Genomic DNA, 26,644 nt, shown 5'->3' on the forward strand with positions numbered 1-26,644 from the left:
CCACAACGGAGAATAACAATGCAAAAAATCACGTTGCTCGGCTGCACTCTGGCGCTGGTTTTCGGTGCTCAGGCTCAGGCCAATGAAGTGCCGCTGACCGGTACGCTTGGCAAGATTGCCAGCGCCAACAGCATTACCCTGGGGTATCGCGATGCGTCGGTGCCGTTCTCGTATGTGGGCGATCACACCGGGCAGCCGATGGGGTATTCGGTGGAGCTTGCGGGCAAGATCGTCGAGCGCATCAAGCAGCAACTGGCGCTGCCGGAGCTGAAGGTGAAGTACAACCTGGTGACGTCGCAGACGCGGATTCCGCTGGTTCAGAACGGCACAGTCGACCTTGAATGCGGCTCCACCGGGGTAACCGCCGAACGGCAGAAGCAGGTCGCGTTCTCCTACGGTTTTATCTACGTCAAAGGTCAGCTGCTGACTGCCAGGGACAGCGGCATCAAAAGCTTCGATGACCTGCGCGGCAAGAACGTGGTGACCACCGCCGGCACCACCAACGAGCGTTATCTGAAGAGCTACAACCTCGACCACAAACTGAACATGTTCGTCATCAGCGCCAAGGATCACGGCGAGGCATTCCAGATGCTGCAATCGGGGCGCGCGGCGGCGTTCTACATGGACGATGCGTTGCTCTACGGCGAGCGGGCCAAGGCACGCGATCCGCACAACTGGGTCGTTGTGGGGGAGGAGCAGTCGCGGGAAATCTACAGCTGCATGGTGCGCAAGGATGATCCGCAGTTTCTTGCGCTGGTGAATGGCGTGTTGGCCGACCTGTACAGCTCGGGGGAGATCAACGGGATCTACCGCAAGTGGTTCGAGCAGCCGATCCCGCCGAAGGGTTTGAACCTTGAATTCCCGATGACCGGCGAACTCAAGGCAATCATCGCCAGACCAACCAGTGATCCGGTGCAGTGACGGGTTAGAAATCACCCCACAGTTGCTGCGCCACCGCCAGTGCCACAACCGGCGCGGTCTCGGTGCGCAGCACACGCGGGCCGAGGCGGGCGGCGTGGAAGCCGTTGCCCTTGGCTTGCTCGACTTCGGCGTCGGACAAACCGCCTTCAGGGCCGATCAGGAACGCCAGCGTTGATGGCTTGGCATGGCTGACCAGCGGCTCGGCCACCGGGTGCAGCACCAGTTTCAGTTCGGCTTGCGTCTGTTTCAGCCAGTCGGCCAGCAACAGTGGTGGATGAATCACCGGCACCCGCGAACGACCGCATTGCTCGCAGGCGCTGATCGCCACCTGACGCCAGTGCAGCAGGCGTTTGTCGGCGCGTTCGTCCTTGAGGCGGACTTCGCAGCGCTCGCTGAAGATCGGGGTGATTTCAGTCACGCCCAGTTCGGTGGCTTTCTGGATCGCCCAGTCCATCCGCTCACCCCGGGACAGGCCCTGGCCGAGGTGGATGTGCAGCGGAGATTCGACTTGACCGGCGAACTGCTCGTCGATCTGCACCACCACGCGCTTCTTGCCGACTTCCACCAGCGATCCGCGAAACTCATGGCCGGAGCCGTCGAACAACTGCACCGCATCGCCTTCGGCCATGCGCAGCACGCGGCTGATGTAGTGCGCCTGGGCTTCCGGCAGTTCGTGTTCGCCAGTGCTCAGCGGGGCGTCGATAAAAAAGCGGGACAGTCTCATTCGGAGTCTCTGGAAAGATGTGAATCAGTTAAAACGGTGTCGACTTCATTCGCGAGCAAGCCCGCTCCCACAGGGAAATGCATTCCAAATGTGGGAGCGGGCTTGCTCGCGAAAGCGGAAGTCCAGGCACCACAGATCTTGAATAATTTGGATCAGCCCGGATCACGAAACCCGGGATGGAAATCCTTCGGCACCGCCACGCTGACGCTGTCACGGGTGGCAATGTCGATGCCTTCGCTGGCGACTTCGGCGAGGAAGTCGATCTGCTCCGGGGTGATCACGTACGGCGGCAGGAAATACACCACGCTGCCCAGCGGACGCAGCAGCGCGCCACGCTCCAGCGCATGCTGGAACACCTTCAGGCCGCGACGTTCCTGCCACGGATAAGCCTCTTTCGTGGCTTTGTCCTTGACCATCTCGATCGCCAGGACCATGCCGGTCTGACGCACTTCCGAAACATTCGGATGATCCACCAGATGCGCCGTCGCCGACGCCATGCGTTGAGCCAGCGCCCGGTTGTTCTCGATCACGTTGTCCTGTTCGAAGATATCCAGAGTCGCCAGCGCCGCCGCACAGGCCAGCGGGTTGCCGGTGTAGCTGTGCGAATGCAGGAAGGCGCGCAGGGTCGGGTAGTCGTCGTAGAACGCGCTGTACACCTCGTCGGTGGTCAGGCACGCGGCCAATGGCAGATAGCCGCCGGTCAGGGCTTTCGACAGGCACAGGAAGTCCGGGCGGATGCCGGCCTGTTCGCAGGCGAACATCGTCCCGGTGCGGCCGAAGCCGACGGCGATTTCGTCGTGGATCAGATGCACGCCGTAACGGTCGCAGGCTTCGCGCAGCAGCTTGAGGTACACCGGGTGATACATGCGCATGCCGCCGGCGCCCTGGATCAGCGGCTCGACGATCACCGCAGCGACGCTGTCATGGTTTTCCGCCAGCGTCTGTTCCATGGCCGCGAACATGTTGCGCGAATGCTCTTCCCAGCTCATGCCCTGCGGGCGCAGGTAGCAATCCGGGCTCGGCACCTTGATGGTGTCCATCAGCAGCGCTTTATAGGTTTCGGTGAACAACGGCACGTCACCGACTGACATCGCCGCCATGGTTTCGCCGTGGTAGCTGTTGGTCAGGGTGACGAAGCGTTTCTTGTTCGGCTGACCGCGGTTGAGCCAATAATGAAAGCTCATTTTCAGCGCGACTTCGATGCAGGACGAACCGTTATCGGCGTAGAACACCCGGTTCAGGCCTTCCGGCGTCATCTTCACCAGACGCTCGGACAGTTCGATCACTGGCTGATGGCTGAAACCGGCCAGAATCACGTGTTCCAGTTGATCGACCTGATCCTTGATGCGCTGGTTGATGCGCGGGTTGGCGTGGCCGAACACGTTGACCCACCAGGAGCTGACCGCATCCAGATAACGCTTGCCTTCGAAGTCTTCGAGCCAGACGCCTTCACCGCGCTTGATCGGGATCAGCGGCAGCTGTTCGTGGTCTTTCATCTGGGTGCAGGGATGCCACAGCACCGCGAGATCGCGTTGCATCCACTGGTTGTTCAGGCCCATGTTCAGTCTCCTCGAGGCGGCTCGCGTCAGGCGCGGGCAAACAATCGCGCAAGCCTATGCAATGCATCGCGCCGGAACAACCCATTGTGTCGATTGAGCTACTTTGTATGGACCGATAGACGTCGCTGGCGGCGTTTTGATGGCTGACGTATTCTTCGCGGTTCTTTGGGTCGTCTGACCCGCAAAACTGCTTTTTCCTACGTGTATTTCCGGAGTTCGCTGAATGTCTGTCGGTTGGCTGCGCGCCTGTGCGCTGGTGGTGTTGGGGCTGTTCAGCGTTACGGCGCTGGCCAAGGATAAAACCGCGATCGTGATCGGCGGCGGCCTGTCGGGCCTGACGGCGGCTTACGAACTGCAGAACAAGGGCTGGCAGGTCACGCTGCTCGAAGCCAAGCCGAGTCTGGGCGGTCGCTCGGGCATGGCCACCAGCGAGTGGATCGGCAACGACAAGACTCAACCGGTGCTGAACAAGTACGTATCGACCTTCAAGCTGAGCACCACGCCGGCGCCTGAATTCGTACGGACCCCGGGTTACCTGATCGATGGCGAGTATTTCTCCGCCGCCGACCTGACCGCCAAACAACCTGCCACGGCCGAAGCGCTGAAGCGTTACGAGAAAACCCGTGACGATCTGGCGCGTTCGATCGACGATCCGCAGAACCCGGCGGCGACCAACACTCTGCACGCCCTTGATCAGATCAACGTCTCGAGCTGGCTCGACAAGCAGAACCTGCCGGCCACCGCGCGTCAGCTGATCAACCAGGATATCCGCACCCACTACGACGAGCCTTCGCGCCTGTCGCTGCTGTACTTCGCGCAGCAGAGCCGGGTGTATCGCGGCGTGTCCGACCGTGACCTGCGCGCTTCGCGTCTGGTCGGTGGCAGCCCGGTGCTGGCCCAGGCCTTCGTCAAACAGCTGAAAACCATCAAGACCAACTCGCCAGTATCTGCCATCACCCAGGACAAGGACGGCGTGACCGTCAAGGTCGGCAGCGTCGGCTACCAGGCCGATTACGTTGTGCTGGCGGTGCCGTTGCGCGCCCTCAACAAGATCCAGCTGACTCCGGCGCTGGACGCCCAGCACCTGGCCGCGATCAAAGGCACCAACTACGGCTGGCGCGACCAGATCATGCTGAAGTTCAAGACGCCGGTGTGGGAAAGCAAGGCGCGGATGTCCGGCGAGATCTACAGCAACACCGGCCTTGGCATGTTGTGGATCGAGCCGGCCCTGAAGGGCGGCGCCAACGTGGTGATCAACCTGTCCGGCGACAACGCTCGCGTCATGCAGGCCTTCGGCGACAAGCAGATGGTCGATCAGGTGCTGATTCGCCTGCACACGTTTTATCCACAGGCCCGTGGCTCGTTCACCGGTTATGAAATCCGTCGCTACAGCACCGATCCATCGACCGGTGGTTCCTACCTGGCCTTCGGTCCTGGCCAGATCAGCAAATTCTGGCGCCTGTGGGAGCGTCCGCTGCAGCGCGTAGCGTTTGCCGGCGAACACACCGACACCTTGTACCCGGGCACGCTGGAAGGCGCACTGCGCACCGGCCAGCGCGCGGCCAGTCAGGTTGAAGACCTGGCGGCGGGCAAATCCTTCGAACCGGTCAAGGTCGGCCCGGCAGCGGCCACCGCCGCAGCGGCGGGTGCGGCAGTAGCGGCGAAGAAAGGCAACTTCTTCACCAATCTGTTCGGCGGTTCGGACGACGACAAGAAGCCAGAGCCAGTGAAAGCGCCAGAGCCGGCACCCGCTCCAGCCGCCCCAGCGCCTGCACCGACCCCGGCCCCTGCGCCAGCCCCGGTGGAAGCACCGAAGCCAGCGGCCCCGGTGAAAGCCGAGCCGGCGAAGAAAGCGGCAGCCAAGCCAGCAGCGAAAAAACCGGCGGCGAAGACCGAAGCGAAAAAAGCTCCGGCCAAACCGGCGGCGAAAAAAGCTGAACCGGCGAAGAAGCCAGCGGCTAAACCGGCGGCAAGCACCGAGACCAAAGCGCAGTAAGGCTTTGCGGTGAATGAAAAAGCGCGGCTTTCAGGCCGCGCTTTTTTTTGCCCGTGATTCACAACATCCCGCCACACTTTTGTCTTTAATCTTTCCTTAACTCCCCTGTTCAAGACTCTTGATCGTATTTCTCGATATTTCAAAGCAAAATTTTCCGCTTTAATTCGATAGATAACTCGCTAGTCTTGGTTCGCAGTTCTCACAGGATTTGGGCAATGCAGCTACGTAACTCTTCTTCGCGCTACGGTTGGGTCAGCATCTTCATGCACTGGGGTGTGGCGCTGGTGGTCTTCGGGCTGTTCGCGCTGGGTCTGTGGATGGTGGGGCTGGATTACTACAGCACCTGGCGCAAAGACGCGCCGGATCTGCACAAGAGCATCGGTCTGGTGCTGTTGGCTGTGATGGTGTTGCGGGTGTTGTGGCGCTTTGTCAGCCCACCGCCGCCAACGCTCCAGAGCTACAGCCACATGACCCGCATCGGCGCCAAGTTCGGCCATGGGTTTCTCTACCTTGCGCTGTTCGCCGTGATGATTGCCGGTTACCTGATTTCCACCGCAGACGGTGTCGGGATTCCGGTGTTTGGCCTGTTTGAAGTTCCTGCACTGGTTTCCGGACTACCGGATCAGGCAGATACCGCCGGTGTGATTCATCTGTACCTGGCATGGGCGCTGGTAATTTTTTCCGGTCTCCATGCGTTGGCAGCATTGAAGCACCACTTTATCGATCGTGATGCGACCCTGACACGAATGCTGGGACGCAAAGCCTGATGTTCAACCTCGACTCCAAAGGAAAACAAAGCATGTTGAAAAAGACTCTGGCCGCTCTGGCAATCGGCTCCGCCGTCCTGTCCGCCAATGTGATGGCCGCTGACTACGTAGTCGACAAGGAAGGCCAGCACGCCTTCGTCGACTTCAAGATCAGCCACCTGGGCTACAGCTATATCACCGGTACCTTCAAGGACATCGATGGCAAGTTCAGCTTCGACGCTGCCAAGCCTGAAGACAGCAAGATCGAGTTCAATGTGAACACCGCCAGCGTGTTCACCAACCACGCCGAGCGCGACAAGCACATCGCCAGCGCTGACTTCCTCAACGCCAGCAAGTTCGCCAAGGCGACCTTCGTCTCCACCAGCGTCAAGTCCACCGGTGCCAACACCGCTGACGTGACCGGCGACCTGACCATCCTGGGCGTCACCAAGCCAGTGGTCGTGAAGGCGACCTTCCTGGGCGAAGGCAAGGATCCATGGGGCGGCTACCGTGCCGGCTTCGAAGGCACCACCACCATCAAGCGTTCCGATTTCGGCAAGCAGAAAGACCTGGGTCCGAAGTCCGACGCGGTCGAGCTGTATGTTTCGTTTGAAGGCGTGAAAGCGAAGTAATTTTCGCCGGTCTCACAAAAACGCCCTCGGTCTAGCGAACGGGGGCGTTTTTTATTGCCTGCAGCAAACTTCGCCCTAGAGGCGCGCAAAAAAATGCCCCGGTTTTCAGGTCGGGGCATTTTTCATGGCAGTCGAAACTCAGCGATTGCGGGTCAGCAAGGCCGGTTTTTCACCGCGTGGGCGGCTTGGCAGTTGATCCAGCTGCTCAGGCGTCGGGAAGCGGTCGGCTTTCGATTCCTTGTGCATGATCTTCGGGCCGCTGCTGCGCGGGTTCTGCACGGCCGGTTCAGCGCGTTGCTGATCGTCACGGGCCGGACGGCGGTTGCGCGGGTTCTCATCGCGACGACCCTGGCCGTCACGCGGAGCACCGTTGCGTGGGCCACTGCGTTTGCCTGGCGGGGTGCCGGTGCTCGAACCGTTGCTGTTGCGCGGGCCGTTCTGGCGACCTTGCGACTGACCGCCGCGCGGTGCGCCCGCACCTGCGCCTTGCGCCGGAGCGCCCGGGCGACGGTTGCGACCACCGGCCGGAGCCTGCTTCGGCACGTAGTCGACGCGGTTGCCGAAGTTATCGATATCGTCGTCGAGGAACTCGTCCGGAGCACGGTCAGCAGCGGCGCGTGGCGGCTGGCTTGGCTGGCGTTGTTCGCGGGCCGGGGTGCCTTCACGCGGCTTCTGTTGACGGGCTGGACGCTCGCCACGCTCACCGGCCGGTTTTTCCTTGCCCTTGTCTTTGCCTTTGTCTTTACGACCGCCGCCACCGCCGCCGCCATTCGGGCCGTCGCCGCGTGGGCCACGGGCATTGCGCGGGTTGCGCATGTCCGGACGTTCACGGGCTTCCGGCTTCTCGGCCTCGATGGTGCTGGCATCGAAGCCCATCAGGTCGCCGTCGGCGATTTTCTGCTTGGTCATGCGTTCGATGCTTTTCAGCAGTTTTTCTTCGTCCGGCGCGACCAGCGAGATCGCCTCGCCCGAACGACCGGCCCGGCCGGTACGGCCGATACGGTGCACATAGTCTTCATCGACGTTCGGCAGTTCGAAGTTGACCACGTGTGGCAACTGGTCGATGTCCAGGCCACGGGCGGCGATGTCGGTGGCAACCAAAATGCGCACTTCACCGGCCTTGAAGTCGGCCAGGGCTTTGGTGCGGGCGTTCTGGCTCTTGTTGCCGTGGATCGCCACAGCCGGCAGGCCGTGTTTGTCCAGGTACTCGGCCAGACGGTTGGCGCCGTGCTTGGTGCGGGTGAACACCAGCACCTGTTCCCACGCGCCGGCGGTAATCAGGTGGGCCAGCAGCGCACGCTTGTGGCTGGCCGGCAGACGGAACACGCGTTGTTCGATGCGCTCGACCGTGGTGTTCGGCGGCGTCACTTCGATGCGTTCCGGGTTGTGCAACAGCTTGCCGGCAAGATCGGTGATGTCTTTGGAGAAGGTCGCCGAGAACAGCAGGTTCTGGCGTTTGGCCGGCAGGCGCGCGAGGACTTTCTTCACGTCATGGACGAAGCCCATGTCGAGCATGCGGTCGGCTTCGTCGAGCACGAGAATTTCGACGTGGGACAGATCGACGCTGCCCTGGCCGCACAGGTCGAGCAGACGACCGGGGCACGCCACCAGCACGTCAACGCCACGGGACATGGCCTGAACCTGCGGGTTCATGCCGACGCCGCCGAAGATGCACGCGCTGACGAATTTCAGGTCGCGGGCGTAGATCTTGAAACTGTCGTGAACCTGCGCCGCGAGTTCGCGGGTAGGGGTCAGCACGAGCACGCGCGGTTGGCGCGGGCCGTGACGCTGGGATTTGTCCGGGTGACCGTTGGGAAACAGCCGCTCCAGGATCGGAAGGGCGAAACCGCCGGTTTTACCAGTACCTGTCTGAGCCGCAACCATCAGGTCGCGACCTTGCAACACGGCGGGAATGGCCCGCTGTTGCACCGGAGTAGGCTCGGTATAGCCCGCATCTTCGATAGCGCGGACCAAAGCCTCGGAGAGACCGAGGGAAGCAAAGGACATGAGTAATCCTGTTTTAGTTAGGGCTTGGCCCAATGGGAGTCTTGCCTGGCGCGAATGGCGTTTAAGAGGACGCAATCCCGTCCGGTCCTGCTGCGGTTCCGAAGGCACGTCCGGAGCGCTCGCGCGGGCTGAAAAGCTGCGCTGTAGCGGGTCGGGAGGCCTGTTACGGTTCCGGGCGTCCGGGCGTGAGCCTGGCGGGAACGCCGGAGTATAACAGAGCAATCACTGCGCGCCGCTTTCCTGCTGCTCAACGGTTTTGCCGCTGGCGGTGGCGTTGCCCAGCGGTGTCGCCAGGGCGGGGGCTGCGCCGTAGCGGGCGCTGAGCTCCGCATAGGCCGGTTCGCGCTTGAAACGCTTCAGTTCGGCACCGAAACGCTGCACCAGCAAATCCATCCCCGCATTGCGTCGCACGGCCAGAAACTGGCTCTGGCGGCTGATGACCGTGGGGTTTTCAGTGATCTGGTTGCGGATATCCAATTCATCGAGCAAATGCTGGCCCACGCGGCGGTCGGTAATCAGCAGGTCGATACGCCCGCGCACCAGTTTGCCGAAGTTGGCTTCGTGGGTTGGGGCCGGCTCGCGGGTGAACAGCGTCGATTCGCGAAAGTCGGGGCTGTACAGATAGCCCGGCGACGTACCGATGGTCAGGCCCTTGAGGTCTTCGAGGCTGCGAAAAGGGTGCGGGCGGTCGTTGGCGTAAAACATCACGAACTCGACGTCCGACAGCGGTTCGCTCGGATAGAGCAGGGTGGCGTCGCGTTCATCGCTGTGGAAGATATCCAGCGCGCCGTCGGCCTGGCCGGTTTCGAGCATCGACAGGCAGCGTTTCCACGGCAGGAACTGCCATTCGACTTCAATGCCCAGGCGCTTGAACACGATGGCGGTGGTTTCGTAATCGAGACCGAGGTTCTTGCCGCCTTGTTCATAGACGTACGGCGCCCACGGTTCGGTGACGATACGCAGCTTCTCGCCCCGAGCCGCAAAGCTCAGGCAAGCAAAAACCAGCACGGCGAATAACTGCGTGATCAAAGGCATGGCTTGAGATTACGACGAGAAACGGCAAAGAGCCAGAAACTGGCCGCAGAAGCTCTGTTTCGGGCGTTTAAAAGCAAAAGATCGCAGCGGCGAAAGCGCTGTAGGCACTGTCGTGGCTGCGATCTTCTGGTTCTGCGATTACGTCTTTTTAGCGCGGCAGCTTCAGGTTGTTCCAGATCGCCAGGCTCGGTTCGGCCTGGTTCATGGAATAGAAGTGCAGGCCGGGTGCGCCGCCTTGCAGCAGGCGTTCGCACATTTCCGTGACGACTTGTTCGCCAAAACGCTGAATGCTTTGGCTGTCATCGCCGTAGGCTTCCAGCTGCTTGCGAATCCAGCGCGGGATTTCCGCACCGCAGGCATCGGAGAAACGCGCGAGTTTGCTGTAGTTGGTGATCGGCATGATCCCCGGCACGACCGGAATGTCCACGCCCAGCGCCTGCAAACGGTCGACAAAGTAGAAGTAGCTGTCGGCGTTGAAGAAGTACTGAGTGATCGCGCTGTCGGCGCCGGCACGGGCCTTGCGCACGAAGTTGGCGAGATCGTCCTCGTAGTTGCGCGCTTGCGGGTGCATCTCCGGGTAGGCGGCGACTTCGATGTGGAAATGATTGCCGGTTTCTTCACGAATGAATTCAACCAGTTCATTGGCGTGACGCAGCTCGCCGCTGGTCATGCCCATGCCGGACGGCAGGTCACCGCGCAGGGCGACGATGCGCTTGATGCCGGCGGCCTTGTACTCGTTCAGCAGGCCGCGCAGGTCGTCCTTGCTGTCGCCGACGCACGACAGGTGCGGGGCGGCGGGGATTTTGACTTCGCTTTCCAGCTGCAACACGGTGTTCAGCGTGCGGTCACGGGTCGAACCGCCCGCGCCGTAGGTGCAGGAAAAGAAGTCAGGGTTGTAGGTGGCCAACTGACGGGCAGTGGCGAGCAGTTTTTCATGCCCAGCATCGGTCTTGGTCGGGAAGAACTCGAAGCTGTAGCGACGGTCTTGGGACATGGGAATACCCTTGGAAACACGAAGCCTGTGAGGCTTGCACCGCCGATGTGGGAGCGGGCCGCCGCGTCAATCAGTAGCGGTAAGCGTGCGGCTTGAACGGGCCTTCGACGGTCACGCCGATGTAGTCAGCCTGTTGCTTGGTCAGTTGAGTGACCACACCGCCGAAGCCGCGAACCATTTCCAGGGCCACTTCTTCGTCGAGTTTCTTCGGCAGTACTTCAACGGTCAGGCGCTCGGCTTTCTGGGCTGGCGACAGGTCGGCGTACTTCTGGCCAAACAGGAAGATCTGCGCCAGCACCTGGTTGGCGAACGAACCGTCCATGATGCGGCTTGGGTGACCGGTAGCGTTGCCCAGGTTCACCAGACGGCCTTCGGCCAGCAGGATCAGGTAGTCGTCGTTCTGTGGGTCGAACGAGCCAGCACCAGTACGGTGGATCTTGTGTACCTGTGGCTTCACTTCTTCCCATGCCCAGTTCTTGCGCATGAAAGCGGTGTCGATTTCGTTGTCGAAGTGACCGATGTTGCAGACAACGGCGCGCTTCTTCAGGGCTTTGAGCATGTTTGCGTCGCAAACGTTGACGTTACCGGTGGTGGTCACGATCAGGTCGATCTTGCCCAGCAGCGCTTTGTCGATGCTCGCTTCAGTGCCGTCGTTGATACCGTCGATGAACGGCGAAACCAGTTCGAAACCGTCCATGCAGGCTTGCATGGCGCAGATCGGGTCGACTTCGGAGACTTTGACGATCATGCCTTCCTGACGCAGGGACTGGGCCGAACCCTTGCCCACGTCACCGTAGCCGATGACCAGCGCTTGCTTGCCGGACAGCAAGTGGTCGGTGCCGCGCTTGATGGCATCGTTCAGGCTGTGACGACAGCCGTACTTGTTGTCGTTCTTGGACTTGGTCACCGAGTCGTTGACGTTGATGGCCGGGATTTTCAGCTCGCCCTTGGCCAGCATATCCAGCAGACGGTGTACGCCGGTGGTGGTTTCTTCGGTCACGCCGTGGACGCGGTCCAGAACCTGTGGGTATTTCTTGTGCAGCAGCTCGGTCAGGTCGCCGCCGTCGTCGAGGATCATGTTGGCGTCCCATGGCTGGCCATCCTTCAGGATGGTCTGCTCCAGGCACCACTCGTACTCTTCTTCAGTCTCGCCTTTCCAGGCGAAAACCGGGATGCCGGCAGCGGCGATGGAAGCGGCGGCCTGGTCCTGAGTCGAAAAAATGTTGCAGGACGACCAGCGCACTTCGGCACCCAGGGCAACCAGGGTTTCGATCAGCACGGCGGTCTGAATGGTCATGTGGATGCAGCCGAGGATTTTTGCGCCTTTCAAAGGCTGCTCGGAAGCGTACTTGCGGCGCAGACCCATCAGGGCCGGCATTTCCGATTCGGCGATGATGGTTTCGCGACGGCCCCAGGCAGCCAGGGACATGTCGGCAACTTTGTAATCGTTAAAATCTGTAGGCGTGATAACAGCGCTCATGAAGAGCCTCCATTCGTAATGTATGCGAATGGGCGCCGTTGTGCGTTTAGTGTCCGGCCTGAGCCGGTCAACGCCCCATCCGAGCCTGACAGGTTGAACCTGCTGCAGCGCCCCTCGGACAGGTGGCGGGAAAACGGTAGCAAGTGAAGGTTACCGTTTTGAAACGGGGGCGATTATAGCCGTCTAGACTGATCTTCCAAAGGGTTTCTGTCGGCCAGATGAAGATCGCCAATCGCGACCATAGTAGAAGCCTCATGGAGCATGACCGCTCAGTCTGCCAAGATGGCGCCATCATTCGGCAAGACGCTCAGGAGTGAAGATGAATTTCCACACCCGCAAGTGGGTAAAACCCGAAGACCTCAACCCCAACGGCACCCTGTTCGGCGGCAGCCTGCTGCGCTGGATCGACGAGGAAGCGGCGATCTACGCCATCGTTCAACTGGGCAACCAGCGTGTGGTGACCAAGTACATTTCCGAAATCAACTTCGTCAGCGCCTCGCGCCAGGGCGACATCATCGAACTGGGCATCACCGCCACCGAGTTCGGCCGCACCTCGATCACCCTGACCTGCGAAGTGCGCAACAAGATCACCCGCAAGAGCATCCTGACCGTCGAGAAGATGGTCTTCGTCAACCTCGGCGAAGACGGCCTGCCGGCGCCGCACGGGCGAACCGAAATCAGGTACGTAAAAGACCAGTTCAAGGATGACGTGCCCGTTACCGAATGATATCGGCGGTGCCCCCATCGCGAGCAAGCCCGCTCCCNGTCAACTGTGGGAGCGGGCTTGCTCGCGAAAGCGGTTGTGCAGTCACCGAAGATTTATCTGGCTACTGAACAGCCATGAACCGCAGGGGTCGTAGCTAAAAGCCCCTCTACGGTTCCCACGCCATGACCACCCCAACAGACGGCAAGACCCCCGACCTCTCGGCCAAGGAACAACACGAAGTCGAGAAAAACCAGCCGCCCCGGGCGGCGGTCCTGCATGAAATCATCCGCAAACAAGGCGACCAGGAACTGGAGCGCAGCATCGCCGCGCTGTGGTGGTCGGCGCTGGCAGCCGGGCTGACCATGGGCCTGTCGCTGATGGGCATGGGCCTGCTCAACTCGCGTCTGCCCGACGGCGACGAATTCAAAGTGATTGCCAGCTTCGGCTACTGCGCAGGCTTTCTCGCGGTGATTCTCGCCCGCCAGCAACTGTTTACCGAAAATACCCTGACCGCCGTGCTGCCGGTGATGACCAAGCCGACCCTGGCCAATTTCGGCCGGTTGATCCGGCTCTGGACCGTGGTGCTGTTCGGCAACCTGTGCGGGACGATTCTGGTGGCGTACGTGATGCTCGAACTGCCGATCTTCGACAGCAAGACCGACGAGGCCTTCCTCGAAATCGGCCGCAAGGTCATGGAGAACCATGCGAGTCAGATGTTCGCCAAGGGCATCGTCTCGGGCTGGATGATCGCCACCATGGTCTGGATGATCCCGTCCATGGAAAGCGCGAAGATGTGGATCATCATCCTCATCACCTATCTGATGGCACTGGGCGATTTCACTCACATCGTGGTGGGGTCGGCGGAGGTGTCGTATCTGGTGTTTGCCGGCGAGTTGCCGTGGAGTGATTTCTGGGCGGTGTTTGCCGGGCCGACCCTGGCGGGGAACATCATCGGCGGCAGTTTCATCTTTGCCCTGATCAGTCATGCGCAGATCCGCAGTGAAAGCGGTGCGCCGAAAGAAACGGATGCGCCGAAGGAATCTGCGGACCAGGCCGAAAAGCCCGATCCGCAGCGGATCAAGAAATGATCAGTGGTGCGCGGGCTCGGCAGCGGTCGCCGGCTCATCGCGGGTTGCGTGCTTGACCAGTTTGCCGATGGTCAGGCCCTGCAACAGGATCGACGACAGCACCACGATGTAAGTGATGCTCAGCAGCAGATCGCGCTCCGGGCCCAACGGCAGGGCCAGGGCCAGTGCCACCGAAACACCGCCGCGCAATCCGCCCCAGGTCAGGATCCGGATCGTGCCGCGCGGCACCGTGCGCCAGCGCCGCAGCAAGACGATGGCCGGGGCCACGGTGAGCAGGCGCGACAGCAGAATCGCCAGCGCCAGCAAACTCGCCGCCGCCACGTGCAGCCAGTTGAACGGCAGCAGCAAAAGCTCCATCCCGATCAGTGCGAACAGCAGCGCGTTGAGCATGTCGTCGAGCAATTCCCAGAAGCCGTCGAGGTATTTGCGCGTCATGTCGTTCATCGCCAGATTGCGACCCAGGTTACCGATGATCAGCCCGGCGACCACCATCGCAATCGGCGCCGAGACATGCAGCTCGGTGGCCATCGCTGAACCGCCGATCACCAGCGCCAGGGTCAGCATGACTTCGATCTGATGCTGCTCGATGCTTTTGATCATCAGGTACACCAGATAACCGATCAGCCCGCCGAACAGCACGCCACCAACGGCTTCGTGGACGAACAGCATGGCCGTGGCGCCGACGGTCGGGGTTTCGCCCAGTTGCGCGATGCCCAGCAGCACGGTGAACACCACCACGGCGGTGCCGTCGTTGAACAGCGATTCGCCGACGATGGTGGTCTTCAGCGGCTTCGAGGCGTTGGCCGTACGCAGCACACCGAGTACCGCAATCGGGTCGGTCGGAGAAATTAGCGCGCCGAACAACAGGCAGTAGAGGAAGCTCACGTGCCAGCCGAACAGGGCAAAAATGTAATAGGCGAGGCTGCCGATCACGGCAGTGGCGATCAGTACGCCGAAGGTCGCCAGCAGGCCGATGGGCCAACGGTAGCTGCGCAGGTCGTTCAGGTTCACGTGCAAGGCGCCGGCGAACAGCAGGAACGACAGCATCCAGTTCATCAGCAGATCGCCGAAGTCGATCTGGCCGATCAGTTGCTGCACGCGCTCTTCCAGACCGGGGTAACCGAGCAGGCTCAGGCCTTGCAGCAACAGGGAAAACATCAGTGCGGTAACCATCACGCCGATGGTCGGAGGCAGGCCGATGAAGCGGAAATTCACAAAGGTGAGGAGGGTGGTGAGGCAGATGAAAGCGGCGACGAGTTCAAGCATCCGGGGTCCTTTGGATGGGGGGTGAAAGACAGCGCGCCCATTCATGGACGCAAGGGTTGGATGGGCTGACGCCGGGTGGGGACACAATTGTGTCCCCCGGGAAAATCAGCCGGAGACATTGACCGCAGCGACACCCCGACGTTGCAGGTAGATGAAAAACAGCGCCGTCAGCACGGTCAGCACGCCCACCAGCGCGCCGGTCCACGGCAGGTCCGCCAGGTCCGCGCCACTGGCCACCACCAGCCCGCCGATCCATGCGCCGGCGGCATTGCCGAGGTTGAACGCGCTCTGGTTCAGGGTCGAACCGAGGTTCGGTGCCTCGTGAGCCTGATCGATGATCAGCAGTTGCAGGATCGGGCACAGGGCGAAGGCAAAAATCCCCCACAGCACCAGCGTGATCGCCGCCGGAACCACCGAGCGACTGGTCTGGCTGAACGCCGCCAGAATCACCACCACCGCCAGCGCAACACCCACCAGCGACGGCAGCAGGCGGCTGTCGGCCAGGCGTCCGCCGAGCATGCTGCCGCCGGTCAAACCGACACCGAACAACAGCAGCATCACCGTCACGCCGTGAGGGCTTACGCCGGTGATGTCCTGCAGAATCGGCGCGATGTAGGTGAACACGCTGAACAGGCTGGTGGATGCCAGCACGCTCATGCCCAGCGCCAGCAACACGTTGACCTTGCCCAGCACCTTGAATTCGCTGGCGAGGTTGGCCTTGTCCATCGGGATATGTTTCGGCAACCACAGCCATTGGGCGAGGGCGGCGATCACACCGATCACCGAGACCGCCCAGAAGGTCGAACGCCAGCCGGCGTACTGGCCGAGCGCGGTGCCCAGCGGTACGCCGAGAACGTTGGCCAGGGTCAGGCCGGTGAACATCATGGCAATCGCCTGCGCCCGCTTGTTCGGTGCGACCAGCCCGGCGGCCACTACCGAACCGATGCCGAAGAACGCCCCGTGGCACAGCGCGGTGACCACTCGCGCCGCCATCAGCGTTGCGTAGTTCGGTGCCAGTGCGCACAGCACGTTGCCGAGGATGAACATCAGCGTCATGCCCAGCAGCGTGGCCTTGCGCGGCATGTTGGCGGTGCCGATCGCCAGAATCGGCGCACCGAACACCACGCCCAGGGCGTAGCCGGTGATCAACAGGCCAGCGTGGGGAATGCTCACCGCGAGGTCGCGGGCGACATCGGGCAGCAGGCCCATGATGACGAATTCAGTGGTGCCGATGCCGAAAGCGGCAACAGCGAGTGCAAGCAAAGCGAGTGGCATGCGCAAGGTCTCTGTCGGTAGTCTTGACGCTTTGATCAGGCATACGCAGGCCGGCGACCGGTCTCGGGCGAGAACGGGGCAGGCAGGAATTATTGGAATTTATCTGTGCGCAACTGAGTGCGGCGTGGTCGCTTGCAGTATAAACAGCTGCTGACACATCGCGAATCAATAATCTGACTAATTGGCTCAGGTTCAACAACAAGAACAAAGGAGTGGCACGTGCTGGCGACAGCTCTGGTGTTGGTGGCGGCGCTGTTGCACGCAGCGTGGAACACGTTGATCAAGTTCAGCGCCGAACGGCTGCTGGTGGTGGCCTGCATGGACACCGTGGCGCTGTTGTTCGTGGCGCTGGCGATGCCTTTCATCAGCCTGCCGCCGGCGGAAATCTGGCCGTGGATTCTGGCGTCGGCAGCGTTCGAGCTGCTTTATCGCTACCTGTTGATTCAGGCCTATCGGGTCGGCGACCTGGGGCTGGTCTATCCGTTGATGCGTGGATTGTCGCCGCTGGTGGTACTGGCGCTGACCCTGATCTTCGCCGGCGAGGTGCTGACCACCCAGCAAATCTTCGGGATCCTGCTGATCCCGTTGGGCATGGCTTGCCTGCTCTGGCAGGGCGGCGGCGGGAAACATTTGCCGTGGGCGATGCTGCCGGTAGTGGCGCTGATCGGCTTGTGCATCGGTTGCTACACCTACATCGACGGTCAGGCGTTGCGGCGCTGGTCGCATCCGCTGGATTACCTGGTCTGGGTCACGCTGCTCAGTGCCTGGCCTTTCCCGTTGCTGGCGTGGGTGGCCAAGCGGCCGGCGTTCAAGCTGTTCTGGCGCGAGCAATGGAAGCTGGGACTGGCGGTCGGGTTCTGCGTGTTGTTCAGCTACGCTCTGGTGCTGTGGGCGATGCAGTTGGGCTCGATTGCCGAAGCAGCGGCGTTGCGTGAAATCAGCGTGATCCTGGTGGTGCTGTTCGGCATGCGTTACCTGAAAGAACCTTTCGGCCGGCCGCGGCTCTTAGCCTGTGGGCTGGTGCTGATCGGCATGTTGGTAATGAAGTTCTGACCGCCCGGCAACTCTAAAACTCGAAAGAAGGACGGTGTTATGACGGTGGCTTTGTGGTGTGTGTTGATCGCGATCTTTCTGCCCTATCTGTGCACCGTCGTGGCCAAGGCCTCGGGCGGTTTCAGACTGCGGGACAATCATGATCCCCGGGACTTTCTGGACAGCGTGGATGGCGTGGCGCGCCGTGCCCATGCGGCGCAACTGAACAGTTTTGAAGTGACCCCGGCGTTTGCGGCGGCGGTGATCGTCGCGCACCTGGTGGGCACGGCAGAGCTGGTGACGGTCAATGTGCTGGCGGTGCTGTTCATCACCAGTCGACTGCTCTACATCATTTGCTATCTGGCGGACTGGGCGGCTTTGCGCTCGTTGGTCTGGTTTGTCGGGATGGTGCTGATTGCCAGCTTCTTCTTCGTTTCGATCTGAACCTGAAAAGATCGCAGGCTGACGAGGCTTGCGATCTTTTGCATTGTGCTTACGGCTTGTCGGCTACCTGCGGCACTTGCGGCAACGCCGCGCCTTTCGGCCAGAGCATCCAGATCTGTCCTTGCTGCTTCATGTCGCCCGCCAGTTGCCCGGCGGCATCGCCGGTGCCCCAGAACAGATCCGCGCGAACCTCACCGGCAATCGCGCCGCCAGTGTCCTGCGCAGCCACCGGGCGTACCAGCGGCGTGCCGTCGGGGCGAGTGGTCGACAGCCACAACAGGCTGCCCAGCGGAATCACCTTGCGGTCCACTGCCGCGCTGTAACCGGCGGTCAGCGGCACATTCAGCGAGCCGCGCGGCCCTTCGTTGCTGTCCGGGTTGCGGGTGAAAAACACGTAGCTCGGATTGCTCGCCAGCAGTTCCGGAATGCGCGATGGGTTGGCCTTGGCCCAGTTGCTGATCGCACCCATGGTGACTTCTTCTTTTTTCAGCTCGCCCTGTTCCACCAGCCAGCGGCCGATCGGTCGGTACGGATGACCGTTCTGGTCGGCGTAGGCGATGCGCAGCTGGCGACCGTCATCGGTCTGGATCCGCCCCGAACCCTGAATCTGCAGGAATTGCAGGTTCATCGGGTCGGTCAGCCAGGCCACGACCGGCGCCTTGACGCCCTGGCTCTCGATGGTCGCCGCGTCGTCGTAAGGCTTGAGCACGCGACCTTCGAGGCGGCCACGCAGGCGCTTGCCTTTGAGTTCCGGGTAAATACTGTCCAGCGAGACAATGATCATGTCTTCGGGCACGCCATACACCGGCACGTTGGCGGTGGCGGTTTGCGTCAGGCTGCCGGGATAGACCGGTTCGTAGTAGCCGGTGATCAGGCCGTTGGGATTGTCGTTTTCGGCGCGCAGGCCGAAGACGTCGAGGTTCTGCTTGAGGAAGGCGCGGATGTCGCCGGCACTTTGCGGGACATTGGCGGCGGCTGCACAGGTCGGGCCCCAGACCGGGTCAGCCTTGAGCCGGGTGCAGGCGCTGCGCCACGAACCGAAACCGGCCACCAGATCGCTGTCGGACACCGCAGGCAACGCTTCCCAAGTGGCGCTGGAGTAGGTGGCCAGGGCGTGGGTTTTCGGCTTGGCGCTGTCGCCACCGGTGCAGCCGGCGAGGATCGCCAGCAGCGGCAGGGTGACGATGAGCGGATGACGCCAGGCCTTGAAGCGGCTGTTCATGGAGAATTTCCTGTGCCGGTTGCTGAAGTGCTCCATGCGCTCAAGCAACCCTTATTGTTAATAGGGCTATTGGTGTTTGGCGGTGACCCGAGGATACTGGCCGCCGATTTCCGTGACCTGAAGCCACCATGACTCTTAAAAGAATTTCTGTTGTATTGCTGGCCTGTCTGACCTTGTCCGCCTGTGGCGGTGTCGACCCGAATTCCCCGCTGGGTCAGCGCAAGGCGATCTTCAAGCAGATGCTCAGGACCGGCGAAGACCTGGGTGGCATGTTGCGTGGGCGCATCCCGTTCGACGGAGCGAAATTCGCCGAAGGCGCGGTCAAGCTCGATGCGTTGTCTCATGAGCCGTGGAAACATTTTCCGCAGGTGCGCGAAGAAGATCACACCAGCGCCAAGGACGATGTCTGGCAGAAACAGGCCCGTTTCCAGGAAATGGCCCGCACCCTTGAGGCGGCCACCGGTGAACTGGTGATCGCCAGCAAGGTTCAACCCTACAAGGCCAGCAACCTGGGGCCGGCCGTGCAGAAAGTCGAAGATGCCTGCAGTGCCTGCCATAAAGAGTTTCGCGACCACTGATGTTCAAGGGATCACAGCCTTTGGCCGTGATCCCCGGCTTTCTTACTTGTCGAGTTCGTCCAGCGCGTCCTGCAATTCCTTGCGCGATTCAGCGAGCTTGTTCTTGCGCTTGTCGATCTTCTCCGGATCGCCCTTCTTCATGGCCTTGTCCAGATCAGCCTGACGCCTGCTCACTTCGTGCTTGGCGTCGAGTACCTTGTTTTCCCGCTCTTTCTTCAGGCCGGCGTCGGTGCAGTGTTCGGTGACTTCGCGCAGGGCGGTTTCGAGGCCGGCCTGCTGGTCGGCATTGCCGCGGGACTTGGCCTGTTCAATCTGATTGATGATGCCCTGCTTCTTGGCAGCACAACCGGTCAGGCCCGGCGCGTCTTCGTCGGCCATCACGGGGGCGGCGAGGACTGCGCAGAAAGACAGCAGGGCGAGCGGTGCGAGAAATTTCATAAAAGCTCCATGTGCAAAGGCAATCGTATCGGTGAAGCACTGCGCTGTTGGAGCGCTCCGGCGGACTTGGGTTCCCGGTGGGCCGGGGATTGCGTGTTCAGAAGCCGTCGACACCGGCGGCTTGCAAGGTTTTACTCAGGGCCAGTACCTGCGGGTCACGAAAAAAGGCGCTCAATTGTGCCGCGCGACCCGGGCCGATTCCGGCTTCTGCCTGCCATTGTTCGGTGTTGCGTTGTGCCAGCGCTTGCCATGAATCGGCGAGTGTTGCCTGACCGGTCGGTGGCAGCCCCAGGGCTTTGAGCCACTGCAGGAACGGCCGTTGGCGGGCGCTGTGAAAACTGTGCAGCAGGCGGGCACTGCTGCGCTCGCCGAGACCGGCAATGTTAGCAAGCTCCGGCCCGTCGAGGGTCAACCAATCCAGCAGGCTGTTCAGGCGGCCTGTTTCCAGAAGTTTCTCCCAGGTGCCGCGACCGACATGGGGCAGGGCCAGTCCCTGCTTGCCGCTGAGCCAGGTCAGGCGGGCGAGAAACTGGCTTTCGCAGCCCGGCGTCGGTTGCCAGCAGCTCAGGGCGTGAAAGTCGCGGGCGAGCGGAACGTTCAGATCCACGCGTTCAGTGCTGCGCAGCACCACGCTGTCGAGGCGCGGAATCGTCAGCCCGGCCAGGCTGATTGCCACCTGATCGCCGGGCCGAATGTCCAGCTCCTGCCAGCGTCTGAGCGAACTGACGCTGACCCGTTTGATCTGCCGGTCATCGAGCATCACCGGCGACAGTTCAAGCACCGGCGTAATGCGCCCGGTGCGGCCGATCTTGAAGTTCACCTTGCGCACATCGGCCAGTGCCTGGGCAAAAGGGTACTTCCAGGCGACAGCCCAGTAGGGCGGACGAGCCTGCCAGCGCTCTGCCGGTGGCCGCAGGCTTTGGCGCAGAACCACTCCGTCCGTGGCAAATGGCAGTGGCGAGCGATACCAGTGATCGCGCCAGTGTTGCGCGTCGTTCAGGCTGGCGACGGCCTGGGTGTAGGGCTCCGTGGTAGGAAAACCGAACTGCGTAAGGGCCGCGATTCGCTCCGGCAAGTCCTTCGGCCCTTGCGGCCAGTCCCAGACAAACAGCCCGATGCCGGCAGCGTGTTCCGCGTCGATTTCCTTGCGCCCCAACAAACCGGCCACGGTGGCGCGGGCGTTGGCGCTGCCGGCACGTGCCTGCTTATGGCCGTTCAAACGCCAGTAGAGTTCGCCTTGCACCAGCAGATCCTGCGGTTGCGTCAGCTGTTGCGGAATGGCTCCGATCCTTTTTGCCGATACGGTCCAGTCCTGCCCGCGAACCCCATCCCCGCGACTGATCGCCTGATGCAGTCGGCCGTTGCGATAGATCAGGGTGACTGCCACGCCGTCGACCTTGGGTTGCACCCATACGTTTTGGCGGTCGTGCAGCCAGGTGGCGATGTCCGCCGCGTCATGAAGTTTGTCCAGACCGGTGTGAGCGACCGGGTGCGCAACCGGGCCTGATGCGGTGCGCACCGGCTCGGGCGGTGCGGGAAGCTTGAAGCACCGGCGCCATTCGTTCAGGCGCAGGCGTGACTGATCGTAGAGCTCATCGGCGATCACCGACCGGCCTTCGCGATGATAGGCGTCGTCCCAGCGGTCGATCTGTTGTTGCAGGGCAGCGACTTCGCTCGATGCCCGGGCGGCGGCCCAGTCGGGGCAGTCGTCAGCGAAGGCGTTGAGGTGGAAAACCGGCAGGAAAAACAGAAACAGGCGCAGTGTGGCAAGCATTGTGAGCGTCCTTGCTCAGAGAGATACCTCAAGGCTAGCCGGGATTTTGAAGCGGGCCGGGCGGCTGTTTTGCCGGTTGTTTCGCGGCCATGAAAAAGCCCCGCACGGCGAACCGTGCGGGGCTTCTTGTACCGCCAGGAAAATTACAGGCCGGCGGCGGAACGCAGAGCGTCGGCGCGGTCGGTTTTTTCCCAGGTGAACGTGGAGAAGGTGTCTTCGCCAACGGTCTTGGTCTGCGGAGCGCGGCCGAAGTGGCCGTAGGCTGCGGTTTCCTGGTACATCGGGTGCAGCAGGTCGAGCATGGTGGTGATCGCGTATGGACGCAGGTCGAACACTTCGCGGACCAGTTTGATGATCTTGTCATCGCTGATCTTGCCGGTGCCGAAGGTGTTCAGCGAGATCGAGGTAGGCTGGGCCACACCGATCGCGTAGGAAACCTGGATCTCGCAACGCTCGGCCAGGCCGGCCGCCACGATGTTCTTGGCAACGTAACGGCCAGCGTAGGCAGCCGAACGGTCAACCTTGGATGGATCTTTACCGGAGAACGCGCCGCCGCCGTGACGGGCCATGCCGCCGTAGCTGTCGACGATGATCTTGCGACCGGTCAGACCGCAGTCACCTACCGGGCCGCCAATGATGAACTGGCCGGTCGGGTTGATGTGGAACTGGGTGTCCTTGCTCAGCAGTTCGGCAGGCAGCACGTGCTTGACGATCAGCTCCATCACGCCTTCGCGCAGGTCGTTGTACGACACTTCAGGGTTGTGCTGGGTCGACAGAACCACGGCGTCGATACCGACAACCTTGCCGCCTTCGTAACGGCAGGTCACTTGCGACTTGGCGTCCGGGCGCAGCCAAGGCAGCAGACCCGATTTACGGGCTTCGGCCTGACGCTGCACCAGCTGGTGCGAGAAGGTGATCGGTGCCGGCATCAGCACGTCGGTTTCGTTGCTGGCGTAGCCGAACATCAGGCCCTGGTCGCCGGCGCCCTGATCTTCAGGCTTGGCACGGTCAACACCCTGGTTGATGTCAGGGGACTGCTTGCCGATGATGTTCATCACGCCGCAGGTTGCGCCGTCGAAGCCGACGTCGGAGCTGGTGTAGCCGATGTCGCAAATCACGTCACGAACGATCTGCTCCAGGTCGACCCAGGCACTGGTGGTCACTTCACCGGCAACGATGGCCACGCCAGTCTTGACCAGGGTTTCCACCGCAACGCGTGCGTGCTTGTCCTGGGCAATGATGGCGTCCAGCACTGCATCGGAAATCTGGTCGGCGATTTTGTCCGGATGTCCTTCAGACACGGACTCGGAGGTGAAGAGGGAGTATTCGCTCATCTCGATGTTTTCCTGAATTTACCGATGGTGAGTGTCGCCAGCCGGTCGCTGAAAATGGCGAACCTGGATCTGGAAACCATTACGTAAGCCTACATAGAGGCTTTCCCCGGGAACGAGTCCCGCAGCGGTGGCCCAACGGGCCAGATCGTCCTGTTCAAACCCCAACCACAGATCACCGCAGGCCTCCCTGGCCCAACTCTGGTTGTGGCTACATAACTCTGTCACGAGCAGGCTACCGCCCGGTTGCAGCAGGCTGGCCATGTGCTTGAGCGCTTCGGCCGGCGCGGCGAAATGGTGCAACACCATGTTCAACACCACGCAATCGGCCTGAAGGCTCACGCCATTCAATGCATCGGCCAATTGCAGGCTGACGTTAGCCAGCTGTTCACGTTCACATACCTGACGGGCCAGTTCGAGCATCGCCGCGCTGTTGTCCAGTGCGGTTACGGTGCCGAAGCGACGCGCCAGTTCCGGCAGGAAAGCTCCATCGCCGGGGCCGACTTCAATGGCCGTGGCTGCGCCATCGAAATTCAGTTTGTCGAGCAGGGCCAGCACGCTTTCACGGTACTGCGGCAGGCCGGCAATCAAATCCTGCTGGGCGCGGAATTTCTCCGCGACCCGGGCGAAAAAGTCCTGGCTGTTGGCCGCGCGTTGTCCGTGAACCTGTGCGATCCGGGTTTCCACGTCGGCCGGCAGCGGCAGATTGTCGACTTCTTCTAACAACGCCGCGTGCAGCTTGCCGCCCAGCAACTCGGTGTGGGGCAGGGCGCGGCGATAGAACACCGCATTGCCTTCGCGGCGAGTCGCCACCAGATCCGCCTGCGCCAGCACTTTAAGGTGATGGCTCATGCCGGACTGGCCGATATCGAAAATCTGCGCCAGTTCCAGTACGCCGAACGAGTCGTTGGCCAGGGCGCGCAATACATTCAGCCGCAGCGGATCGCCGCCGGCCTTGCACAGGGCCGCCAGCTCGTCGCAATCGTCATGGCGAATGGAAGGCACGCGTAAGTTCATAGGGCTGGCAGTCTAGTGACGGCCCGGAAGCATCGCAAGGTCTATATCAAAAAGTTTTGATATTGCTCGATGGATGGCGCATTCGATTGCACTTCTCACCGCCCGGTTAACTCTACAAACGAACAGCGGAAAGGTTTCACCAACCGAAACCGATGTTATCCATTGGAAAAACGCCTCCGGATGACTATCTGTCATTGCCCCGAGGCGCTCGGGTGAGGGAAAATGCCCTCCTTTTTTCCGTTTCAATCTATTCACACCCAGGAGATCAGCGATGCCTAGCCGTCGTGAGCGTGCCAACGCCATTCGTGCCCTCAGCATGGATGCCGTGCAAAAAGCCAACAGCGGCCATCCCGGTGCCCCTATGGGTATGGCAGATATCGCCGAAGTGCTTTGGCGCGACTACCTCAAGCACAACCCGAGCAATCCATCGTTCGCCGACCGTGACCGCTTCGTGCTGTCCAACGGCCACGGCTCGATGTTGATCTACTCGCTGCTGCACCTGACCGGCTACGACCTGTCGATCGACGACCTGAAGCAATTCCGTCAATTGCACAGCCGTACGCCGGGCCACCCGGAATTCGGTTACACCCCGGGCGTTGAAACCACCACCGGCCCGCTGGGTCAGGGTCTGGCCAACGCTGTGGGCTTCGCCTTGGCTGAAAAGGTACTGGGCGCGCAGTTCAACCGTCCCGGCCACAACATCGTCGACCACCACACCTACGTGTTCCTGGGTGATGGCTGCATGATGGAAGGCATTTCCCACGAAGTCGCTTCCCTGGCCGGCACTCTGGGCCTGGGCAAGCTGATCGCTTTCTACGATGACAACGGCATTTCAATCGACGGCGAAGTCGAAGGCTGGTTCACCGACGACACGCCGAAGCGTTTCGAATCGTACAACTGGCAAGTGATCCGCAACGTCGACGGTCACGACCCGGAAGAGATCAAGACCGCCATCGAGACCGCTCGCAAGAGCCCGCTGCCGACCCTGATCTGCTGCAAGACCACCATCGGTTTCGGTTCGCCGAACAAGCAAGGCAAGGAAGATTGCCACGGCGCCCCGCTGGGTGACGCGGAAATCGCCCTGACCCGTCAGGCGCTGAACTGGAACCACGGCCCGTTCGAAATCCCGGCCGACATCTATGCCGAGTGGGATGCCAAGGAAAAAGGCCGCGCCGCCGAAGCCGAGTGGGACCAGCGTTTCGCTGCCTACTCCGCCGCGTTCCCGACCGAAGCCAACGAACTGATCCGTCGCCTGAGCGGCGAGCTGCCGGCCGACTTCTCCGAGAAGGCTGACGCCTACATCGCCGACGTTGCGGCCAAAGGCGAAACCATCGCCAGCCGTAAGGCCAGCCAGAACGCCCTGAACGCGTTCGGCCCGCTGCTGCCGGAAGTGCTGGGCGGTTCGGCTGACCTGGCCGGTTCCAACCTGACCCTGTGGAAAGGCTGCAAAGGCGTCAGCGCCGAAGACGCCAGCGGCAACTACATGTACTACGGCGTGCGCGAATTCGGCATGACCGCGATCATGAACGGCGTTGCCCTGCACGGCGGTCTGGTGCCTTACGGCGCGACCTTCCTGATGTTCATGGAATACGCCCGCAACGCGGTACGCATGTCCGCTCTGATGAAGCAGCGTGTGATCCACGTCTACACCCACGACTCCATCGGTCTGGGCGAAGACGGCCCGACGCACCAGCCGATCGAGCAACTGACCAGCCTGCGCAGCACGCCGAACCTCGACACCTGGCGTCCAGCCGATGCCGTTGAATCGGCCGTGGCCTGGAAAAACGCTCTGGAACGCAAGGACGGCCCGTCGGCGCTGATCTTCTCGCGTCAGAACCTGCAGCATCAGACCCGTGATGCCGGCCAGATCGCCGACATCAGCCGTGGTGGTTACGTGCTCAAGGACTGCGCAGGCGAGCCTGAGCTGATCCTGATCGCGACCGGTTCGGAAGTCGGTCTGGCCGTTCAGGCCTACGACAAGCTGACCGAGCAGGGCCGCAAGGTGCGCGTGGTTTCCATGCCATGCACCAGCGCGTTCGACGCTCAGGACGCCAGCTACAAGCAATCGGTCCTGCCGTTGCAGGTCAGCGCGCGTATCGCGATCGAAGCGGCCCACGCCGACTTCTGGTTCAAGTACGTGGGTCTGGAAGGTCGCGTGATCGGCATGACCACCTACGGCGAATCAGCTCCGGCTTCGGCACTGTTCGAAGAGTTCGGCTTCACCCTGGAAAACATCCTGGGTCAGGCTGAAGAGCTGCTGGAAGACTGATCCAGAAAAGGTGTCGCCTGAACTGGCGTATTCGCGAGCAAGTCGAATCGTCGCACCGCCGCTCCCACAGTGTTTTAGGTTGATCACACATTTTGTGTACACCAAAGAAC

Annotated in this window: 23 protein-coding genes and 1 riboswitch; of the genes, 10 read left to right on the plus strand and 13 right to left on the minus strand. The window is 61.6% G+C overall.

Going from position 1 to position 26,644, the window contains the following annotated elements; all coding sequences use genetic code 11:
* Positions 1 to 18 precede the first annotated feature (18 nt).
* Positions 19 to 921, plus strand: coding sequence for a transporter substrate-binding domain-containing protein (locus ACTJK9_RS06325; RefSeq protein ID WP_085611960.1), 903 nt, complete (start codon positions 19 to 21; stop codon positions 919 to 921).
* 4 nt (positions 922 to 925) lie between these two features.
* Here ACTJK9_RS06325 and ACTJK9_RS06330 read toward each other — a convergent pair whose 3' ends face one another.
* Both ACTJK9_RS06330 and ACTJK9_RS06335 read right to left on the minus strand, forming a co-directional pair.
* Entirely contained in the window at positions 926 to 1,645 is a 720-nt protein-coding gene (locus ACTJK9_RS06330; protein ID WP_440812931.1) for a 16S rRNA (uracil(1498)-N(3))-methyltransferase, read from the minus strand.
* Positions 1,646 to 1,797: 152 nt separating this feature from the next.
* Positions 1,798 to 3,204, minus strand: a complete 1,407-nt coding sequence (locus tag ACTJK9_RS06335) for an adenosylmethionine--8-amino-7-oxononanoate transaminase (protein WP_085611958.1) — start codon at positions 3,202 to 3,204, stop codon at positions 1,798 to 1,800.
* 223 nt (positions 3,205 to 3,427) lie between these two features.
* Between ACTJK9_RS06335 and ACTJK9_RS06340 the strand changes: the two genes are divergently transcribed.
* From ACTJK9_RS06340 to ACTJK9_RS06350, 3 genes are all read left to right on the plus strand, one after another.
* A complete protein-coding gene (locus ACTJK9_RS06340) occupies positions 3,428 to 5,200 on the plus strand; it encodes a flavin monoamine oxidase family protein (RefSeq protein WP_440812934.1) in 1,773 nt (590 codons plus the stop codon).
* Positions 5,201 to 5,415: 215 nt separating this feature from the next.
* Positions 5,416 to 5,967, plus strand: coding sequence for a cytochrome b (locus ACTJK9_RS06345; protein WP_440812936.1), 552 nt, complete (start codon positions 5,416 to 5,418; stop codon positions 5,965 to 5,967).
* Between the two features lie 32 nt (positions 5,968 to 5,999).
* Positions 6,000 to 6,578, plus strand: a complete 579-nt coding sequence (locus tag ACTJK9_RS06350; protein ID WP_085612093.1) for a YceI family protein — start codon at positions 6,000 to 6,002, stop codon at positions 6,576 to 6,578.
* Between the two features lie 138 nt (positions 6,579 to 6,716).
* Here ACTJK9_RS06350 and ACTJK9_RS06355 read toward each other — a convergent pair whose 3' ends face one another.
* The 4 genes from ACTJK9_RS06355 to ahcY all read right to left on the minus strand — a co-directional run bounded on the left by ACTJK9_RS06355 (position 6,717) and on the right by ahcY (position 12,094).
* Positions 6,717 to 8,585 carry a DEAD/DEAH box helicase gene (locus ACTJK9_RS06355; protein WP_440812939.1) on the minus strand — a complete coding sequence of 623 codons (1,869 nt, stop codon included), beginning with the start codon at positions 8,583 to 8,585 and terminating at the stop codon, positions 6,717 to 6,719.
* A 222-nt stretch (positions 8,586 to 8,807) separates the two neighbouring features.
* Entirely contained in the window at positions 8,808 to 9,620 is an 813-nt protein-coding gene (locus ACTJK9_RS06360; RefSeq protein WP_085611956.1) for a substrate-binding periplasmic protein, read from the minus strand.
* Between the two features lie 148 nt (positions 9,621 to 9,768).
* Positions 9,769 to 10,614, minus strand: a complete 846-nt coding sequence (gene metF / locus ACTJK9_RS06365) for a methylenetetrahydrofolate reductase [NAD(P)H] (protein ID WP_007959683.1) — start codon at positions 10,612 to 10,614, stop codon at positions 9,769 to 9,771.
* Positions 10,615 to 10,684: 70 nt separating this feature from the next.
* Positions 10,685 to 12,094, minus strand: coding sequence for an adenosylhomocysteinase (gene ahcY, locus ACTJK9_RS06370; RefSeq protein ID WP_085611955.1), 1,410 nt, complete (start codon positions 12,092 to 12,094; stop codon positions 10,685 to 10,687).
* Between the two features lie 23 nt (positions 12,095 to 12,117).
* Positions 12,118 to 12,216, minus strand: a riboswitch (S-adenosyl-L-homocysteine riboswitch).
* Between the two features lie 197 nt (positions 12,217 to 12,413).
* Between ahcY and ACTJK9_RS06375 the strand changes: the two genes are divergently transcribed.
* Both ACTJK9_RS06375 and ACTJK9_RS06380 read left to right on the plus strand, forming a co-directional pair.
* Entirely contained in the window at positions 12,414 to 12,821 is a 408-nt protein-coding gene (locus ACTJK9_RS06375) for an acyl-CoA thioesterase (protein WP_011336338.1), read from the plus strand.
* A 161-nt stretch (positions 12,822 to 12,982) separates the two neighbouring features.
* Positions 12,983 to 13,888 (plus strand): formate/nitrite transporter family protein, encoded by a 906-nt coding sequence (locus ACTJK9_RS06380; protein ID WP_085646948.1) that lies wholly within the window; start codon positions 12,983 to 12,985, stop codon positions 13,886 to 13,888.
* On the opposite strand, the gene ACTJK9_RS06385 is transcribed toward ACTJK9_RS06380, so the two are convergent.
* Both ACTJK9_RS06385 and ACTJK9_RS06390 read right to left on the minus strand, forming a co-directional pair.
* Positions 13,889 to 15,154 carry a cation:proton antiporter gene (locus ACTJK9_RS06385; RefSeq protein WP_085611954.1) on the minus strand — a complete coding sequence of 422 codons (1,266 nt, stop codon included), beginning with the start codon at positions 15,152 to 15,154 and terminating at the stop codon, positions 13,889 to 13,891.
* Between the two features lie 105 nt (positions 15,155 to 15,259).
* Positions 15,260 to 16,429, minus strand: coding sequence for an MFS transporter (locus ACTJK9_RS06390; RefSeq protein WP_007959692.1), 1,170 nt, complete (start codon positions 16,427 to 16,429; stop codon positions 15,260 to 15,262).
* A gap of 219 nt (positions 16,430 to 16,648) precedes the next feature.
* Between ACTJK9_RS06390 and ACTJK9_RS06395 the strand changes: the two genes are divergently transcribed.
* Both ACTJK9_RS06395 and ACTJK9_RS06400 read left to right on the plus strand, forming a co-directional pair.
* Complete coding sequence (locus ACTJK9_RS06395; protein WP_064600018.1) at positions 16,649 to 17,482, plus strand: EamA family transporter; 834 nt, start codon at positions 16,649 to 16,651, stop codon at positions 17,480 to 17,482.
* A gap of 39 nt (positions 17,483 to 17,521) precedes the next feature.
* Positions 17,522 to 17,905 (plus strand): MAPEG family protein, encoded by a 384-nt coding sequence (locus ACTJK9_RS06400; RefSeq protein WP_039767967.1) that lies wholly within the window; start codon positions 17,522 to 17,524, stop codon positions 17,903 to 17,905.
* A gap of 49 nt (positions 17,906 to 17,954) precedes the next feature.
* On the opposite strand, the gene mltA is transcribed toward ACTJK9_RS06400, so the two are convergent.
* Positions 17,955 to 19,127, minus strand: a complete 1,173-nt coding sequence (gene mltA / locus ACTJK9_RS06405; RefSeq protein ID WP_410236632.1) for a murein transglycosylase A — start codon at positions 19,125 to 19,127, stop codon at positions 17,955 to 17,957.
* A gap of 128 nt (positions 19,128 to 19,255) precedes the next feature.
* On the opposite strand from mltA, the gene ACTJK9_RS06410 reads away from it, so the two are divergent.
* Entirely contained in the window at positions 19,256 to 19,705 is a 450-nt protein-coding gene (locus ACTJK9_RS06410; protein ID WP_064600014.1) for a c-type cytochrome, read from the plus strand.
* 42 nt (positions 19,706 to 19,747) lie between these two features.
* Here ACTJK9_RS06410 and ACTJK9_RS06415 read toward each other — a convergent pair whose 3' ends face one another.
* The 4 genes from ACTJK9_RS06415 to ACTJK9_RS06430 all read right to left on the minus strand — a co-directional run bounded on the left by ACTJK9_RS06415 (position 19,748) and on the right by ACTJK9_RS06430 (position 24,265).
* Complete coding sequence (locus tag ACTJK9_RS06415) at positions 19,748 to 20,143, minus strand: DUF1090 domain-containing protein (RefSeq protein WP_039767970.1); 396 nt, start codon at positions 20,141 to 20,143, stop codon at positions 19,748 to 19,750.
* 97 nt (positions 20,144 to 20,240) lie between these two features.
* The gene (ligB, locus tag ACTJK9_RS06420; protein ID WP_440812946.1) at positions 20,241 to 21,917 is read right to left on the minus strand and encodes an NAD-dependent DNA ligase LigB; all 1,677 of its coding nucleotides are present in this window, start codon (positions 21,915 to 21,917) and stop codon (positions 20,241 to 20,243) included.
* A 143-nt stretch (positions 21,918 to 22,060) separates the two neighbouring features.
* A complete protein-coding gene (gene metK, locus ACTJK9_RS06425) occupies positions 22,061 to 23,251 on the minus strand; it encodes a methionine adenosyltransferase (RefSeq protein WP_011336330.1) in 1,191 nt (396 codons plus the stop codon).
* An 18-nt stretch (positions 23,252 to 23,269) separates the two neighbouring features.
* Positions 23,270 to 24,265 (minus strand): ArsR/SmtB family transcription factor, encoded by a 996-nt coding sequence (locus tag ACTJK9_RS06430; protein ID WP_085611950.1) that lies wholly within the window; start codon positions 24,263 to 24,265, stop codon positions 23,270 to 23,272.
* Between the two features lie 271 nt (positions 24,266 to 24,536).
* On the opposite strand from ACTJK9_RS06430, the gene tkt reads away from it, so the two are divergent.
* On the plus strand, positions 24,537 to 26,534 hold the full coding sequence (tkt, locus tag ACTJK9_RS06435; protein WP_085611949.1) for a transketolase: 1,998 nt from the start codon (positions 24,537 to 24,539) through the stop codon (positions 26,532 to 26,534).
* Positions 26,535 to 26,644 lie beyond the last annotated feature (110 nt).

The sequence above is a fragment of the Pseudomonas sp. 22082 genome (genome assembly GCF_052046055.1).
Lineage (GTDB): Bacteria > Pseudomonadota > Gammaproteobacteria > Pseudomonadales > Pseudomonadaceae > Aquipseudomonas > Aquipseudomonas pharyngis.

Bases quoted from the DNA above. Each gene is read 5' to 3' on its own strand.
- ACTJK9_RS06340 (WP_440812934.1), top strand. From the start codon at position 3,428: ATGTCTGTCGGTTGGCTGCGCGCCTGTGCGCTGGTGGTGTTGGGGCTG.
- mltA (WP_410236632.1), bottom strand. From the start codon at position 19,127: ATGAACAGCCGCTTCAAGGCCTGGCGTCATCCGCTCATCGTCACCCTG.
- tkt (WP_085611949.1), top strand. From the start codon at position 24,537: ATGCCTAGCCGTCGTGAGCGTGCCAACGCCATTCGTGCCCTCAGCATG.
- metF (WP_007959683.1), bottom strand. From the start codon at position 10,614: ATGTCCCAAGACCGTCGCTACAGCTTCGAGTTCTTCCCGACCAAGACC.
- ligB (WP_440812946.1), bottom strand. From the start codon at position 21,917: ATGCTTGCCACACTGCGCCTGTTTCTGTTTTTCCTGCCGGTTTTCCAC.
- ahcY (WP_085611955.1), bottom strand. From the start codon at position 12,094: ATGAGCGCTGTTATCACGCCTACAGATTTTAACGATTACAAAGTTGCC.
- ACTJK9_RS06330 (WP_440812931.1), bottom strand. From the start codon at position 1,645: ATGAGACTGTCCCGCTTTTTTATCGACGCCCCGCTGAGCACTGGCGAA.
- ACTJK9_RS06360 (WP_085611956.1), bottom strand. From the start codon at position 9,620: ATGCCTTTGATCACGCAGTTATTCGCCGTGCTGGTTTTTGCTTGCCTG.
- ACTJK9_RS06355 (WP_440812939.1), bottom strand. From the start codon at position 8,585: ATGTCCTTTGCTTCCCTCGGTCTCTCCGAGGCTTTGGTCCGCGCTATC.
- ACTJK9_RS06375 (WP_011336338.1), top strand. From the start codon at position 12,414: ATGAATTTCCACACCCGCAAGTGGGTAAAACCCGAAGACCTCAACCCC.
- ACTJK9_RS06345 (WP_440812936.1), top strand. From the start codon at position 5,416: ATGCAGCTACGTAACTCTTCTTCGCGCTACGGTTGGGTCAGCATCTTC.
- ACTJK9_RS06390 (WP_007959692.1), bottom strand. From the start codon at position 16,429: ATGCCACTCGCTTTGCTTGCACTCGCTGTTGCCGCTTTCGGCATCGGC.
- ACTJK9_RS06325 (WP_085611960.1), top strand. From the start codon at position 19: ATGCAAAAAATCACGTTGCTCGGCTGCACTCTGGCGCTGGTTTTCGGT.
- ACTJK9_RS06415 (WP_039767970.1), bottom strand. From the start codon at position 20,143: ATGAAATTTCTCGCACCGCTCGCCCTGCTGTCTTTCTGCGCAGTCCTC.
- ACTJK9_RS06410 (WP_064600014.1), top strand. From the start codon at position 19,256: ATGACTCTTAAAAGAATTTCTGTTGTATTGCTGGCCTGTCTGACCTTG.
- ACTJK9_RS06400 (WP_039767967.1), top strand. From the start codon at position 17,522: ATGACGGTGGCTTTGTGGTGTGTGTTGATCGCGATCTTTCTGCCCTAT.
- ACTJK9_RS06385 (WP_085611954.1), bottom strand. From the start codon at position 15,154: ATGCTTGAACTCGTCGCCGCTTTCATCTGCCTCACCACCCTCCTCACC.
- ACTJK9_RS06380 (WP_085646948.1), top strand. From the start codon at position 12,983: ATGACCACCCCAACAGACGGCAAGACCCCCGACCTCTCGGCCAAGGAA.
- ACTJK9_RS06430 (WP_085611950.1), bottom strand. From the start codon at position 24,265: ATGAACTTACGCGTGCCTTCCATTCGCCATGACGATTGCGACGAGCTG.
- ACTJK9_RS06335 (WP_085611958.1), bottom strand. From the start codon at position 3,204: ATGGGCCTGAACAACCAGTGGATGCAACGCGATCTCGCGGTGCTGTGG.
- ACTJK9_RS06350 (WP_085612093.1), top strand. From the start codon at position 6,000: ATGTTGAAAAAGACTCTGGCCGCTCTGGCAATCGGCTCCGCCGTCCTG.
- metK (WP_011336330.1), bottom strand. From the start codon at position 23,251: ATGAGCGAATACTCCCTCTTCACCTCCGAGTCCGTGTCTGAAGGACAT.